The 15,355-nt window shown below is 62.9% G+C and carries 11 protein-coding genes; all 11 read right to left on the reverse strand.

Annotated elements, in window-relative coordinates; translation table 11 throughout:
• Nucleotides 1-33: 33 nt before the first annotated feature.
• Entirely contained in the window at nt 34-1,203 is a 1,170-nt protein-coding gene (gene pseC, locus M5C56_RS03100; protein WP_103495976.1) for a UDP-4-amino-4,6-dideoxy-N-acetyl-beta-L-altrosamine transaminase, read from the reverse strand.
• Nucleotides 1,200-2,201 carry a UDP-N-acetylglucosamine 4,6-dehydratase (inverting) gene (pseB, locus tag M5C56_RS03105; RefSeq protein ID WP_103495977.1) on the reverse strand — a complete coding sequence of 334 codons (1,002 nt, stop codon included), beginning with the start codon at nt 2,199-2,201 and terminating at the stop codon, nt 1,200-1,202. The genes pseC and pseB overlap by 4 nt, the downstream gene beginning before the upstream one ends.
• Before the next feature lie 30 nt (nt 2,202-2,231).
• Nucleotides 2,232-5,174: a TIGR00180 family glycosyltransferase gene (locus M5C56_RS03110; RefSeq protein WP_103495978.1), complete on the reverse strand. Its 2,943-nt coding sequence runs from the start codon at nt 5,172-5,174 to the stop codon at nt 2,232-2,234.
• A gap of 53 nt (nt 5,175-5,227) precedes the next feature.
• Nucleotides 5,228-5,965, reverse strand: a complete 738-nt coding sequence (locus M5C56_RS03115; RefSeq protein WP_103495979.1) for a cephalosporin hydroxylase family protein — start codon at nt 5,963-5,965, stop codon at nt 5,228-5,230.
• A gap of 17 nt (nt 5,966-5,982) precedes the next feature.
• Nucleotides 5,983-7,053, reverse strand: a complete 1,071-nt coding sequence (locus M5C56_RS03120; RefSeq protein WP_103495980.1) for a class I SAM-dependent methyltransferase — start codon at nt 7,051-7,053, stop codon at nt 5,983-5,985.
• On the reverse strand, nt 7,043-7,900 hold the full coding sequence (locus tag M5C56_RS03125) for an NAD(P)-dependent oxidoreductase (RefSeq protein WP_103495997.1): 858 nt from the start codon (nt 7,898-7,900) through the stop codon (nt 7,043-7,045). Before M5C56_RS03125 ends, M5C56_RS03120 begins: the two co-directional genes overlap by 11 nt.
• 5 nt (nt 7,901-7,905) lie before the next feature.
• Entirely contained in the window at nt 7,906-9,132 is a 1,227-nt protein-coding gene (locus M5C56_RS03130; protein ID WP_103495981.1) for a class I SAM-dependent methyltransferase, read from the reverse strand.
• Nucleotides 9,129-9,689 carry a dTDP-4-dehydrorhamnose 3,5-epimerase gene (gene rfbC, locus M5C56_RS03135; RefSeq protein ID WP_103495982.1) on the reverse strand — a complete coding sequence of 187 codons (561 nt, stop codon included), beginning with the start codon at nt 9,687-9,689 and terminating at the stop codon, nt 9,129-9,131. Before rfbC ends, M5C56_RS03130 begins: the two co-directional genes overlap by 4 nt.
• A complete protein-coding gene (gene rfbG, locus M5C56_RS03140; RefSeq protein WP_103495983.1) occupies nt 9,686-10,768 on the reverse strand; it encodes a CDP-glucose 4,6-dehydratase in 1,083 nt (360 codons plus the stop codon). Before rfbG ends, rfbC begins: the two co-directional genes overlap by 4 nt.
• Nucleotides 10,750-11,523 carry a glucose-1-phosphate cytidylyltransferase gene (gene rfbF / locus M5C56_RS03145; RefSeq protein ID WP_103495984.1) on the reverse strand — a complete coding sequence of 258 codons (774 nt, stop codon included), beginning with the start codon at nt 11,521-11,523 and terminating at the stop codon, nt 10,750-10,752. The genes rfbG and rfbF overlap by 19 nt, the downstream gene beginning before the upstream one ends.
• A 170-nt stretch (nt 11,524-11,693) precedes the next feature.
• Complete coding sequence (locus tag M5C56_RS03150; RefSeq protein WP_103495985.1) at nt 11,694-15,287, reverse strand: glycosyltransferase; 3,594 nt, start codon at nt 15,285-15,287, stop codon at nt 11,694-11,696.
• Nucleotides 15,288-15,355: the final 68 nt, after the last annotated feature.

Genomic DNA, 15,355 nt, shown 5'->3' on the forward strand with positions numbered 1-15,355 from the left:
TCGGGTGTTTATCCTCGGGCCATTGAGCGTCGTTTAACCGACAAGATTTCGTAATTGTTCGACCACATAGTCCTGCTGCTCCTCGGTGAGCAGCGGGAACAACGGCAGGCTGAGGGCTTCGCCGAAGTAACGCTCGGCTTCGGGGAAGTCACCGTCCTTGAAGCCCTGCTCGCGGTAGTAGGGTTGCAGGTGCACGGGAATGTAATGCAGGTTCACGCCGATGCCGGCTGCGCGCAAGGCGTCGAAGACTTCGCGCTGGCTGACCCTCATCTGTTCAAGCTGCAAGCGCACCACGTACAGGTGCCAGGCGGACTCGGCACCCGCCTGGGCCACCGGCAGTTGCAGCGGCAGGTCGGCCAGCAAAAGGTCATAGCGGCCGGCCAGTTCACGACGACGGGCGACAAAGCTGTCGAGCCGGGCCGTTTGCGACAGCCCCAGCGCGGCGTGCAGGTCAGTCATCCGGTAATTGAAGCCCAGCTCCAGTTGCTGGTAGTACCACAGCCCTTGCGCGGGAACGTTCATCTGCGCCGGATCACCGGTGATCCCATGGCTGCGCAGACGACGCAGGCGCTCGGCCAGTTCGGGGCTATTGGTCAGGACCATGCCGCCTTCGGCCGAGGTGATGATCTTCACCGGATGGAAACTGAAGATGGTCATCGCGGCAAAGGCACCGCAACCCACCGGTCGCCCGAGGTAGGATGCGCCGACCGCATGGGACGCATCCTCGATCAGCGTGAAGCCATAGCGCTCGGACAATGCGGCGATGGCGCGCATATCGCAACTCTGGCCGGCAAAGGCCACGGCCACCACCACCTTGGGCAACCGCCCGCCGGCCTCGGCAACCTCAAGTTTGCGCGCCAGCAGGCCGGCATCGAGATTCAAGGTCAGGGGGTCGATGTCGACGAAGTCCACCTCGGCGCCGCAGTAGCGAGCGCAGTTGGCCGAGGCGACAAAGGTATTCGGGCTGGTCCACAAGCGATCCCCCGGCCCCAGGTCCGCCGCCAGGCAGGCGATATGCAAGGCCGCCGTGGCATTGCACACCGCCACGGCAAAATCGGCCTGGCAATGTTCGGCCAACGCCGCCTCGAAGCGCGGGATGGTCGGTCCCTGGGTCAACCAGGGCGACTTGAGCACCTCGACCACCGCATCGATATCGGCCTGTTCGATGCTCTGGCAACCATAAGGAATCTGATAAGGCGTCATACCGGCAGCCCGGCGTGCAGATCGGCAATCTGCATCACGTCCAGGAAGTCAGGGTTGGTATCGGAGCGGTATTCGAAGTCCTCATCCACCGCCTTGCCGCGCTCCCCCAGACCGTCAACCGCGAAATCGACATCGACGCTGGTGAAACGAATCGACGGCTGGATGGTGTAGTGGTCGGCGAATTCCAGGGTCATGCGCGCGTCGTCCAGCGGCACCATCAACTCATGCAGCTTCTCGCCCGGCCGAATGCCCACGTGTTTGTGCGGCAGATGCGCGGCCATGCCGGACGCCAGGTCGACGATGCGGATCGACGGGATCTTCGGTACGAACACTTCACCACCGTGCATGCGCGCGAAGCTGTCGAGCACGAACTGCACACCATGGTCGAGGGTGATCCAGAAGCGGGTCATGCGCTCGTCGGTGATCGGCAGTTCCCGGGCCCCCTCGGCAATCAGCTTGTTGAAAAACGGCACCACCGAACCCCGAGAGCCGGCCACGTTGCCGTAGCGCACCACGGCAAAGCGGGTCGCCTGCTCGCCGGCGATATTGTTGGCGGCGACGAACAACTTGTCCGACAGCAGCTTGGTGGCCCCATAGAGGTTGATCGGGCTGGCCGCCTTGTCGGTGGACAGGGCGACAACCTTCTGCACGCCATTATCGATGGCCGCGGCAATGATGTTTTCCGCCCCGTTGACGTTGGTGCGAATGCACTCGGTGGGGTTGTACTCGGCCGCCGGCACCTGTTTCAGGGCCGCGGCATGCACGACAAAATCGATCCCGCGCATGGCCAGGCGCAAGCGCTCGGCATCCCGGACATCACCGAGAAAATAGCGCATGCACGGCGCGTTGAACGTCTGCTGCATCTCGTACTGCTTGAGCTCGTCGCGCGAGAACACCACCACCCGCCGCGGCTGGTACTGCTCCAGCAGACGACGGATGAAGTTGCGGCCGAACGAGCCGGTGCCGCCGGAGATGAAAATCGATTTGCCGTTGAACATACCGTGAGTCCCTTTAACTGTCTGCCAGGCTTAAACGAGCAACTGCGCCCATCCCACTGGACTGGCACTGCCCAGACTGAAACCTTTTCCTGTCAGGGACAGGTGCGGGTTGTAGGCCGGGTCGCGCTGGAAGTTCACCGCCCACTTCTCGAGCAGGGCCGCCAGAGCCTCTGGCGCCTCGGGCAGAAGACCCGGGTGGAACACTTGCACTTGCGGCGTCCACGACACCAGGCCGCCGACCTGGCCGATCTTGAGACACAGATCGACATCGGCGAAGGCCTCGGCGAAGTCGCCTTCGTCCAGGCCACCGACCGCCTCGAAGAACGCCTTGCGCACCATCAGGCACGTCGCCGAGACCGCCGAATAGTTCTGCTCCACCGCCAGCCGCTGCATATAGCCCCTGGCATCCGTCTTTTCACCGACAAAAGGCGAACCGACACCACCGTTCAAGCCGAGAATCAGCCCGGCCTGGGAGACCTTGGTATCACGGCTGTAGAGCTTGGCGCCGACCACGCCGACTTCCGGGCGCAAGGCCTGGTTGAGCAGCGACTCGATCCAGTTGGGGTTGACCACTTCGCTGTCTTGCGCGAGCAGCACCAGGTACTCACCCAGGGCCTGATCTGCCGCCGCGTTGCAGAATGCCGAGGTGCTCGACCAGTCGGCTTGCAACACACTCACTTTACCGGCCTGAGGCTGTTCTCGGAGCCAGGTCGTGAGGGCTTCGCTGTAGCTCGGGTGATCCGCCACCAGCACTTCGTATTTCAGGTAGCGGGTTTTTTGCAGCACTGCGCTCAGGCAGCGCTCCAGTTCGGCGAAGTCGGCCTGGCCATGGAGAATGATCGACACCAGCGGGCGTTCGGTATGCCGATAATCGACAAAGTAGCTGCCCGGATTCTGCGAAGTGACCTGGGCCTTGTAGCCCCGCGTGCCCAGGTGGCGCAGCAACGCGAGGCGCTCATGGGCGTTCTCTTCAAGTGCCGGTACGCTGGAAATCAGCAATGGCTCGTCCAGATGGGCCAGTCCGGCCATGCCGCCCTGCTCGATCAGACGCAGCAACAGATCGAATTCCAGGGCTTTGCTGAAGTCGGCCTTGTAGCCGCCAACCTCCAGCAAGACTTCACGGCGAATCAACCAGTGCCTGGCCATCAGCGCCGGTACGCTTTGTAGCAGGTCGAGGTTGAAGCTCGGACGGAACACATCGATCAGCGCGCCATTGGCGTCGCGCTGGATTTCATCGGTGGCCACCGCACGGCAGCCCTCGGCCACGCGCAGTTCGAGACCGGCGCGCAACAAACCGCTGGCAGTGAACTCGTCACCCGCCTCGGCCAGCAACAGCCAGTCGCAGGGCAACTGGCGAGTGGTCTGGTTCAACTTGTCGACCAGGTTGCCCGGTGTCACCCGGATAAAGTGCAAGGTGTTCTGCAGGGTAGTCGCCGCCTGCGGCTCGCCCGTGGTGAAGACGACGATGCGGAAGGCCTTGCTGTGCCCTTCCAGCAGGCTGTCGAGGGTGACCTGCAACTTACCGATGTCGTTGTTCAGGTCCAGTACCAGCAGGCCGAAGACCGGACCGCTGCCCTGCTCGACCTGGTAATCGCCGATCGCCTCAAGTTCGCCGGCAGACGGCTCGCGAACCTGCAGCCAATCGAGCAGGCGTCCCGAGAGCATCGCCTCGAAGGTCGAGCGATTGTCTTCAGTGGAAACGGCGTCCAGGCGCTCGGCCCAGGCGAACATATCCCGTGCCTCGTCCTCTTCGCCGAGAATCTCCAGTTGCCGGGCCAGGCGCTTGACCACCCGCCGGTTGAACAGGTTGCACTCCTGGGCCTGCCACAGGCGGTCCGCCACGCTTTCCGGGGTGTCGTTGTTGTGCGCGCGCATCAGGGCGTCCTGACGGGTCCATACACCCTCCAGTCCCATCAGTTGCACACGACCGGCCGGCATCGCATGGAGCAGGAATTCGAACTGGGTCAACTGATCGAAAAATGCCTGGTTGTAGTAAGGCATTTCCACGTACTGCTTGGGCCCGAAGCGCCGCACGGGTGCGTCCTTGATGCTGATCCAGGTGGACTCGAACAGCCCTTCCATGGTCAGTGCCCGCCCGGTGCGCAAGCTGTCGGTCATGGCTTCGAAACTTTCCAGGGCGAAGGCTTTGCCCTGTGCCGGATCAAGCCCTTCGATCGCGGTAGGCAGGGAGGCCAGGAACTCGGCAAAGGCCTCGCGTTCGGCCACCGACTTGGCATCGGTGTAGGTCAGCGAGTGGTAGACCTCGGTGCTGTGTTCCGAATCGCCATAGTTGACCTCACGGACCACATAGGGAATCGGCAGGATCCGCGCCTTGGCCCGGGCGAGCATGTAGTAGACATGGCCGATTTCCTGCCACTGGAAACTGGTGCCTTCAGGCAAGGCCGAATGCCAGTCGCGCATCAGGGCGGTACGATGGACGGCGTAGAACGGCGGCAGGTATTGGTACATATAGTCCACCACGCGATCCTGGGCCCGCTCGGAGGCGTAGTCCTCACAGACCTTCTTGTCGCGACGGTAGTAGCTGACGCTGCCCGCCAACGACAGGTACATCATGCAGTAACCATGGCACATGCCGTAGTCGGCATTGTTCTCCAGGAACGCAACCGCCTCGGCCAACGCCCCGTGAACGATAAAGTCGTCGTCGGCGGCAAACACCATGTACGGCGTGGTCACGCTCATCACGCCATGGGCGAACTTGTTCTGCAATTTCCAGTAGTCGTACTGCGGCACGTGCAGGTACTCGATCGAGTCATGCCCCTGCGCGACTTCGGCGTAGGCCACGGGGGAAGAGTCCAGCACCAGCAGTTTGCAAGGCAACGCGCTATAGAACTTCACCGCCCGACGCAGGAACGCCGGCCGGTTGTGGGTAACCAGCACCACCGTCAACAAATCACCCAGGAGCTGCACATTCCCCTGACGCGATGCCTGTTCAGAAACGTACTTGCCTTGCATAACCTTTCCCCAAAACTGCGAATCGACCAATGAACTCAGGATGATGTGGCTATTTAGCGAACCCGGCGCAGGTAGCCGTCAGGCGCGACGGTGACCAGCAGCTTGTTCTCCAGCTGCTTATCGATCTCGAAATCGCTGTTCTCTTGCAGGTACGCCCAGACCGCGGTCTTCGGGTTGTCACCCGGGCCCCATGGACGATCAGGGAAAAACTCCGGCGGCATGTCCTCGACCACCGTATCCATCACCACGCAGTAGCTGCCGACGGAAACCAGCGGCGCGTAAAGGCGCAGCTCTTCCAGTACGTGATCGTGGGTATGGTTGGAATCCAGGACCAGGATGACCTTCTTGCCCGCGGCAGCCGCACGGACCTGCTCGGCGGTCGACTGCTCGATGCTCGAACCCTCGATCATGCGGATGCGCTTGCTCATCGGATGGCTCTCGATGGCCTCGCGGTTGTGCCGGCGGATATCAAGGTCGATGCCCAGCACTTCGCCGTGGCCTTGCAGCTCAAGCAGCGAGGCGTAGTAGATGATCGAACCACCATGGGCGATACCACACTCGATCACCAGGTCCGGCTTGACCTGCCAGATGATCTCCTGCATCGCCATCATGTCCTGGGGCAGTTGAATGATCGGCCGGCCCATCCAGGAGAAGTGGTAGCTGTACTTGTGCTTGGCCGACTCGTTGAAGAAGTCGCGGGCCAGGCCCTGGAGTTTTTCGTCCTGGCCCTGGGCGGCGATTTCGGCTTGGCATTCGGCTTCGAAGGCTTGCATAACGGTCTTGGTCATCATTCAGTCTCGGCAAAAGTTCATTGAAAGGAGGCGCTGTCGACGGCGTGGTAGACGTAACGTCCGCCCGTCATGCGCTTGATTTCTTCGAGGTAATTGGAGTTCATCACAAACAGGTTGGCGCCAATGGGCAAGGCATCCAGGGCTTCCTCCGGCGACGACACGCGCACACCGCTGAGGGGCAGATAACGCCCCTGCTTGGCCGGGTTGATATCCACCACCTGGTCCACCGCCACTCCCGCCCGCTGCAGGAACAGCGAATAGATCACCCCCTTGGAGGACGCGCCCCAGATACACGAGCCTTGCTCGGGCGCCTCGCGGATGATGCGGATCGCCTTGGCCAGGCTGGCGGTGAAGTCATTCGGCAGCTGTTGGCGCGGAACCGGCTCGGTCGGCGTCAGGCGCAGGCTGCCGAGGTCGGCGACGATATACAGGTACTGCCCGCCGAACAGATGGCCGGCCTCGTGCACGGTGCCGAACAAGCGGCGCAGGTCATCGAGACGGAAGTAGTTGACGTGTTCGTAGAACAGGTCGAACCAGGCCCGGTGCTCGACGATCCAGTCAAAGCACGGCACCTCGATATAGATCTGCCCGCCCTGGTTGGCCTCGGCCATCGCCGCCAGGAACGCCACCGGGTCGGCGATATGCTCCAGCACGTGGCGCAACACCAGGGCATCGGCGGCCAGGCCGAGGCCACGGGTGAACGGTGCCTTGATCACTTCGGGGTTGCTGCCTTCGTAGGCCGGGTCGATACCGGTGATGGCGTAGCCGAGGCCGCGCAGCAGCTCGAGGAAATAACCCTTGCCGCAACCGACCTCGATCAGGCTCCGGCCCTTGAAGTGCCGGGCAATGATGCCTTCCACGTCGCTCAAGTGCCGCTGGAACTGGCCGGAATGGGCCTGCTCGTTCTGATAGTCGCTGTCGTAGCTCAACTTGTCGGCATCGAAGGCCTGGTTGAAGATCAAGCCGCTGACTTCGTCCTGTACCAGCACGATATCGGCGCGGGCCGAAGCCCTGGCCGAGGCCGCGTCGGCAAAGGTGCGGTTTTGCAGGACCGGCAGATCACCTGCCCGATACAACTCATGCGCCATGTTCGACTCCCAGTAGCTGTTGCAGTCGCTCGGCCACGGCCCAGAACGCCATGGGCTCGTGACTGGCATAACCGTAGTGACCCAGGTTCAGCGCGATGGACGATCCGCGCTCGCGCAGACGCTGCTCGACCAGGGTCCGGACCGCAATCGGGCGGCCGCTGGCGCAATTGACCACGCCGGAAAAATCCCGCTGTTCCAGCAACCGGGCCAGGTAATCGGCGGCCACTTCAATGGCCAGGTAATCACGCAGTTGCTCGCCGGCCGACATGTTGAAGTGACTGTCACCGGCCGCGATGGCACGGTCCAGGCTGGCCAGCAGGCTATTGGGGTTCTGCCCCTCGCCGTGCAAATAGAACAGGCGCGCCCACTGCAGGTTGAACGGCATCTGCTGACGCAACGTCTCCAGGAACAGGCGCAGGGTGTTCTTCGCCAGACCGTAGGGATTGCTCGGCTGCGCCGGCGTCGCTTCGCTCAACGGCCCACTCTGCAAGCCATATTCGAAGCAGGTGCCGGTCACCAGGACCTGGGGCACACCCGCTTCGACCGCCTGCTTGATAAAACGGTAATCGGCGAACAGATTGTGTTCGAAGTGAAACAGCGCCTGGTAGTTCGGCAACCCCGGCCAGGCCAAATGGGCCAGGGCATCGACGCCCTGGGTCAGCATGGCAACATCAAGGTCCACGGCATGCACGTCGGCGGCGATAAACTCCACATCGTCGATCCACGGCAACTTGCGCGCGGCCTCGGGATCGCGAGCCACGGCCCGCACCGAATGCCCGCGCGCCAGCAAGGCCGAGACCAGATGGCGACCGACAAAGCCGGTCGCACCGGTCACCAGCACTTTCAGGCCGCTCACAGGATCGTCAACTCGGGTACGGCGACGACAAAACGCCCGCCCCATTCACGCACCACGGCCTGCTGCTGACTCACTTCCTGCAACAGGTTCCACGGCAACACCAGCACGTAGTCGGGCTTTTCCGCCTCGATACGCTCAGGCGAGACCACGGGAATACGACTGCCAGGGAGAAACTTGCCCTGCTTGTGCGGGTTGGCATCGGCGACCCAGGCCAGCAGGTCCGGACGGACCCCGGCATAGTTGAGCAAGGTGTTGCCCTTGGCCGCCGCGCCATAACCGACCACACGCTTGCCTTCGGCCTTGGCCTGCAACAGGAAACGCAACAGCTCGTGCTTGATGCGCTCGGCGGCCGGCGCCAGGGTGGCGTAGAACGCCGGGGTTTTTACCCCCGCGGCCAGCTCGGCGTCCAGCACCTGGCGGACCACCGTCTGCACCGGGCGACGCGCACCGTCGGCGCGCTGCACGAAGACCCGCAGTGAACCGCCATGGGTCGGCAAGCCGCCGACGTCGAAGATTTCCAGGCCATTGCGCACGCACAAGGCCTGCACCGCGGTCAGCGACAGGTAGGAATAGTGCTCGTGATACAAGGTATCGAACTGCTTCCCGGCAATCAGGGCCAGCAGGTGCGGGAACTCGAAGGTGGCCACTCCCGTGGGCTTGAGCAGCGTCGCGAAGCCCTGGAGAAAATCATTGATGTCCGGCACATGGGCCAGCACGTTGTTGGCCGCCATCAGGTCAGCCGCCCAGCCCTCCTCGCGCAACTGCAACGCGGTATCGCGCCCGAAGAACAGCTCGCGGATCTCCAGGCCTTTGTCCCGCGCCGCCTGGGCGGTGCTGCGGGTCGGCTCGACACCCAGGCAGCGGATACCGCGCCCGGCGACATACTGCAGCAGGTAGCCATCGTTGGCGGCCACCTCCACCACGCGGCTATCCGCGGTCAGTTCGAAGCGCTCGACCATCTCGGTCACATAACGCTCGGCATGCTCCAGCCAGGTACTGGAAAACGAACTGAAATAGGCGTAGTCGGCGTCGAACAGCGTATCGGCACGGGTGTAGTCCTCGGTCTGCACCAGCCAGCAGCCCTGGCACACCGCGACTTTCAACGGCAGCCACGGCTCGGCCTGCTCCAACTGGTCAGCCCGCAGGTAGGCATTGGACGGTGGCGAAGTCCCCAGATCGATCAACGGCAAGACCAGCGGGGTACCGCAACCTCGGCAGTTCATAAACGCACTCCAGGGAAAGACGCATCGATCAGGGGGTGACTGCTGTCCCTGGCCGACAGATTTTTGACAGCCTCGGGCCAGGCGATTGCCAGGCGCGGGTCGAGCACTGACAGACCGCCCTCGGACGCGGGCGTGTAGTCGGCGCTGTGCAGGTAAAGCAGTTCAGCATCGTCGCTGAGGGTCTGGAAACCGTGGGCGAAGCCGGCGGGAATCAACAGGCCGCGACCGTCGCCGGCACGCAGGTACTCGGCGTGCCAATGCAGGAAGGTCGGCGAATCCGCACGCAGGTCCACCGCCACATCCCAGACTTCGCCACGCAGGCAGGTGATCAGTTTGGCCTCCGGGGCCTGGGCATTCTGATAATGCAGGCCGCGTACGCTGCCACGCTCGCGGGTGCAGGAGTGGTTGATCTGGCGGATATGAAACGGCTCGCCGAACGCACTCAGGCTGCCTTCGCAGAACAACCGGGAAAAATGCCCGCGCTGATCGGCGTGATGCTTGTGCTGTACGCTGAACAGCCCCTTGAGGGGCAAGGCATGAATCAGGAATTCACTCAAAGCTCACCCCGGTACAGATTCAATTGCGCCAGGGTCACGCTGCGCATGTCCTCGGCGTTTTTCCAGGCCAGGTGCCAATCGAGGGTGTGTTCCAGGCATTGCTGCAAGGGCCAGCGCGGTTGCCAGCCGAGCAACTGCCGGGCGCGACTGCTGTCCAGGCGCAACAGACCGGCCTCGTGCAGCTCGCTGGGCTCGACCCGCAGGCCCGGCGCCTGGGGCCAGCGCCCGGCGAGTCGAGCGACGACGTCGCCGACACTGCACATGTCGTCCTCGCCAGGCCCGAAGTTCCACGCCCCGGCCGCTTCCGGCCCACGCTCATACAGCGCGGCGGCCAGTTGCAGGTAACCGGCCAGCGGCTCCAGCGCATGCTGCCAGGGCCGTACCGCCTGTGGATAGCGCAGGGTCACCGGCTCGTCCGCCGACCAGGCCCGGAGCACGTCGGGAATCAGCCGTTCCGGGGAGAAGTCGCCGCCGCCCAGGACGTTGCCGGCCCGCGCGGTCGCCACCGCCAGGCCATGGGCCTCGTAGCGTTCGGCCGGGAAAAAGGAGGCCACATAGGACTGCGCCAACAGTTCGCAACAGGCCTTGCTGCTGCTGTAGGGATCATGGCCGCCGAGGGCTTCGTTCTCGCGATAGGGCCAGGCCCACTCCTGGTTGGCGTAGACCTTGTCGGTGGTGACCAGCACACAGGCCCGTACCCCACCGACCTGGCGAATCGCTTCCAACAGGTTGAGGGTACCCATGACATTGCTCGAATAGGTGCCGAGCGGATCGCGATAGGCTTCGCGCACCAGCGGCTGGGCCGCCAGGTGCAGGACAATTTCCGGTTCGGTCTCGGCGATCAGTTCAAGCAAGGCGCCGAGGTCGCGCAGGTCGCCGCGCTGGTCGTTGAGACTCTCGCCAACCCGGGCCAGTTCGAACAGGCTGGGGTCGGTACTGGGATCGAGGGCGAAGCCGCTGACCTGGGCACCCAGGCTCTCGAGCCACAGTGCCAACCAACTGCCCTTGAACCCGGTATGGCCGGTCAGCAGGACCCGCTTACCACTCCAGAATGCCCGGCTCAGTCCCACTGCTTCCATGGGGCCTCCCCGCTCTGCCACAGTTGCTCCAGGTGATTCTTGTCCCGCAGGGTGTCCATCGGATGCCAGAAGCCGTCGTGCTGGAAGGCGTTCAGTTGCCCCAGGGTGGCCAGTTCCGCCAAGGGTTCGGCTTCCCAGACGGTACTGTCGTCACTGAGCAGCGACAGCACCTTGGGCGACAGGACGAAGAAACCGCCATTGATCCAACCGCCATCGCCACGGGGCTTTTCGATAAAGCCACGGACCATGTCACCGTCGCGCTCCAGCGCGCCATAGCGGCCTGGCGGCTGTACGGCAGTGACCGTCGCCAACTTGCCGCTGGAAAGGTGGAAGTCCACCAGCGCGCCGATGTTCAGGTCCGAGACGCCGTCGCCGTAGGTGAAGCAGAAGGCCTCTTCGTTCTCCAGGTAACGCCCGGCACGACGCAGGCGGCCGCCGGTCATGGTGTCTTCGCCGGTGTCGATCAGGGTCACGCGCCATGGCTCGCTGTAGTTCTGGTGAACGTCCATGCGATTGTTGCTCATGTCGAAGGTGACGTCGGAGGTGTGCAGGAAGTAGTTGGCGAAGAAGTCCTTGATGGCGTAGCCCTTGTACCCAAGGCAGATCACGAAGTCGTGGATACCGTGGGCCGAGTACTGCTTCATGATGTGCCAGAGAATTGGCTTGCCGCCGATCTCGATCATCGGCTTGGGCTTGAGGTGCGATTCCTCGCTGATCCGCGTGCCCAGGCCACCCGCCAGAATAACTGCCTTCATCAACGTCCCCTCTTGTTCGACACAGGGCCTGCTCAGGCGCTGTGGGACTTCCCAGACTGCCGGGTCAAATCGCGCCAGCGGCACGCGGCCCGTGGGCCGCGCCGCCAAATGCACGATTTATGGCGATATGCAGGGGGACTTGCAGGAAACGCGCCAGCTCCACAGCGGGATCAATCGGCCAGCCAGCCGTTCTCCCAGTAACGCAGGTTGTCGCCACGCAACATGTAGTCGCGCAGGACGATCTCACGCAGTTCATCCCCCATGCGGTAGCTGGCATCGGGATCGGACAGGTGCATGCGAATCGCCTGCAGCCACTCATCGGTGGAGTTGCTCTTGACCTTGGTGCACGGCAGGTAGCCGGTATAGGCCTTGGTATCGGTGCAGATCACCGGATAGCCGCAGGCGCCGTACTCCAACAGCCGCAGGTTGCTCTTGCAGTCGTTGAAGATATGGAACTCCAACGGCGCCAGGGCCAGGTCCAGGTTCAGGCTGGCCAGCTTCGCCGGGTACACCTCCAGCCCGATCACCCCATGGAACTCATGCATGTAAGGGCGCAAATCGTCCGGGCACATGCCGAAAAAGACCCAGTCGACCTCCGTCGCCAGCTCGCGCACAACCTCGGCGATCACCGCCAGATCGCCGGAGTGACTGGTACCGCCGCCCCAACCGACACGGGGCTTTTTCGAGGTCCGGCGCTGTCCCTTCAAGCCCGTCCACAGGTGGGTCGCGAGCATATTGGGAACGACCCGGATATCGCTGTGCATGGACGACAGGGCATCGGCCAGCGGCTCGGTCGACACCACGACCCGATCACACAGGCCGATGCCGCGACGAACCAGCGCCTCCATCTCGTCACGGGTCGGCATGTTGCGCACATGGGCGTTTTTCTTGGTCGGCTGGATCACATAGTCATCCAGCTCGTAGACGCGCCGGGCATTCGAGTAAGTCTTCAGCGGCACGCACTCATTGATCGGCCCTTCGGTATAACGCCCCTGCAGCACGATAACGTCAGGAGACTGACGCTCCACTTCGATAATCGACGGCATTTCATACATGACCCGCCCCACCGCCCGCCCCGCGGCCTGCAATTCGATCAGTGGCTGCGTCACCCGGTAATGGCCGATGGCCGAGGCGTTGACCGGAAGCGCCAGGACCTTCGGCAGGTTGCGGACTGAAAACGGGCTCCAGCCGGAAAGCAGACCCGGTTCGAGGCCAAAACTGCTGCCGCCCAGGGTGCGCAGGCTCAGGTTGGGATTGTAGGCCGGATCCCGAGCGATCACGGGCAGCCAACGCAGATAGAACGCCTCCTGCTCAGCCTCGCGCAGGGCTTGCTGGTCCGCCTCGAGAACCACGCTCGGGCGGGCCCCCAGGGCCAGTTGCGCATGCGGGGTCCAGACCACCAGATAACCGCTGCGGCCAATCTTCAGACACAAATCGACTTCACCGAGCGTCTGCACAAACTGCGCTTCATCCAGCCCCTGCACGCTGTCGAACACGGTCTTGCGCACCATCAGGCAATCGGCACCGACCGCACTCAGATCGTGGGCGATCTGCAAACGGTGCATATAGCCCGCGGACTGCAGGGACTCGCCATGAAAAGGCAGACCCGCGGGCCCATGCAATCCCAGCACCAGGCCGGCATGTACCACGCGTCCGTCGGCATTGAACAGTTTGGGGCCCACTACGCCGACTTCCGGGCGCTGCGCATGGTTGAGCATCTCGTCGAGCCAGAGGCCGTCAGTCACCATCAGGTAGGGGTTGAACAGCAACAGATAGTCGCCCCGGGCTTGCCCGGCAACGGCGTTGATAACGGCAGCCTGGCTCTGGCGGGCAAAGGTCAATACGCGCAAACGATCGCTGCCCATACTGGCCATGGCGTTCAGCCAGGCCAGCGCCTCGGGACTTTCACTGCCATTGTCCACCAGCAGCAGCTCGTATTGGCGGTAAAGGGTTTTTTCCAATAAGGTTTCGACACAACGCTGTACCGCCGCCAACTGATCCTTGCAGACGATAATGATCGAGACCAGCGGTCGATCCGCGTGCAGATAATCCACACGGTTGAACAGCGCCTGCCCTCTGTCACGCAACTCATGGTCCACGCCAAGACGCCACAGATGCGCCTCGAGCAGCGGTGCGTTCAGTTCGAGCAACTCGGGCAGCGACATCCACTGGGAAAGCGACAACACGGACTCCACCAGTACCTCGGCGATATGCCCGACGACCTGGGTACCGACTTGCTCGACCAGCCGCCAGAGCAGGTCGTGAGGCGCCAGTTCGCCATGTCGCGAGTCGAAGCCACCGAGCGCCAGGAAAGGCTCGCGCTTGAAGGCCAGGACACGCCCCACATACGGATAGCTGCGCATCAGGTCCAGGTTGAAGTCGGACTTGAAAACCGGCTCCGCCGGCTCGCCGTCGCGCAAACAGCTCTCGTCACTATAGAAACAGCATTCCTCGCCGGCCTGTACGATGCGATCAGCCAGCACCAGCAGCGCGGGCTCCACCAGGCGATCCCCGGCACGCAACAGATAAAACCAGTCACCACCGTCAATCTGGGCCAACAGCTCATTGAGTTGCTGCTGCCAGTCCTCTTGCAAAGGCAAGGTAAACACCCGGTCCAACAGCACGGCTTCGCTACAGGCGTCAGACAGTACCAGTGTCAACTCCGCGGGATAGAGCTGCCCGGACAGACTCTGCAGGGTGCTGTCCAGGCCGGAGAGACCGCCCTCCCGATCAATCACCACCGCCACGATCTTCGGCTGCCACGCCCACTCGAGCAGTGCATCGGGCAGCAGTTTGCGCTCGGGCTCCGTCAGGGTCCGACACGCCAGCCACTGGGCATACATTTCGGAAAAACTGTCGCTGGTAACCCCGACGCGCCAGATCTCGGTGGTCTGCTTGGTGCCCAGGGTCCGCAGCAACGCCAGTTCACCCCAGACCCGTGGCGACTCATTGGCACGGGTCAACGGCAACAAACGGACCCAGCCATGGGCCGGGGCCGACTCGCCGCTGCGCGCCTTGAGCATTTGCAGCAGCCACTCACGCTCGGAGAGCACCGCATCAAGCATCGCCTGCTGCCGGTTGGGCCGCTCCGGGTAACGACGCTCGACACTCAGGACGTGGTTCAGCATCACCATATTGCCGCGACGCAACAGGCAGATATACAGCGCGAACTCCAGCGAAGCGACAAAACAATGCCCCGGCTGGGTCAAGGCGGGCAACCACTCCAGCACATCCGCGCGACGCAACAGCGCATTGCTGAAACCACCCAGGATATTGACCGGAAAGGTCTCGAAAATCGCCAGCAGGTCTTCGCCCTTGAAGACCGAACAAGTGGGCGCCAACGTAGCGTTCTCAAGACGAATCGGCAGTTGCAGATCGTCGGCGTCCCAGAACATGCGTTGCGCCAGCACCAGGTTGACGTCGGCCTGCTCGACCAAGACCTGCGCCTGGCGCTCGATACAGGCGCCAAACAGTTGGTCGTCATCATAGAGAAACTTGATGAATTCGCCCTGGGCCAACTCAAGACCCGCGAGCAAATTAGCCACATGCCCGAGCTTGAGCGCGTTACGGACATAACGTACCGGCCGGCCTGCCTCTTCACTCATGGTCTCGACCAGGCGGCCAATTTCGTCATCCTGGCTGTCATCGCACACGATGATTTCGAGATTGCCGTAGCTCTGGCCCAAGGCACTGTGCAGGGCTTTGCCAAAAAAGCGTGGATTGACGGCGGGAATGACGAGACTGACGAGTGGGACTGGGTTCACGACGGGGCTCGCAAGCGGCGCGACTCACCCGATCGGACGAGCCACTGGAACCGCTGAAAAAGGCGGTT

Source organism: Pseudomonas sp. MWU13-2862 (assembly GCF_023242495.1).
Taxonomy (GTDB): Bacteria; Pseudomonadota; Gammaproteobacteria; order Pseudomonadales; family Pseudomonadaceae; genus Aquipseudomonas; species Aquipseudomonas gingeri_D.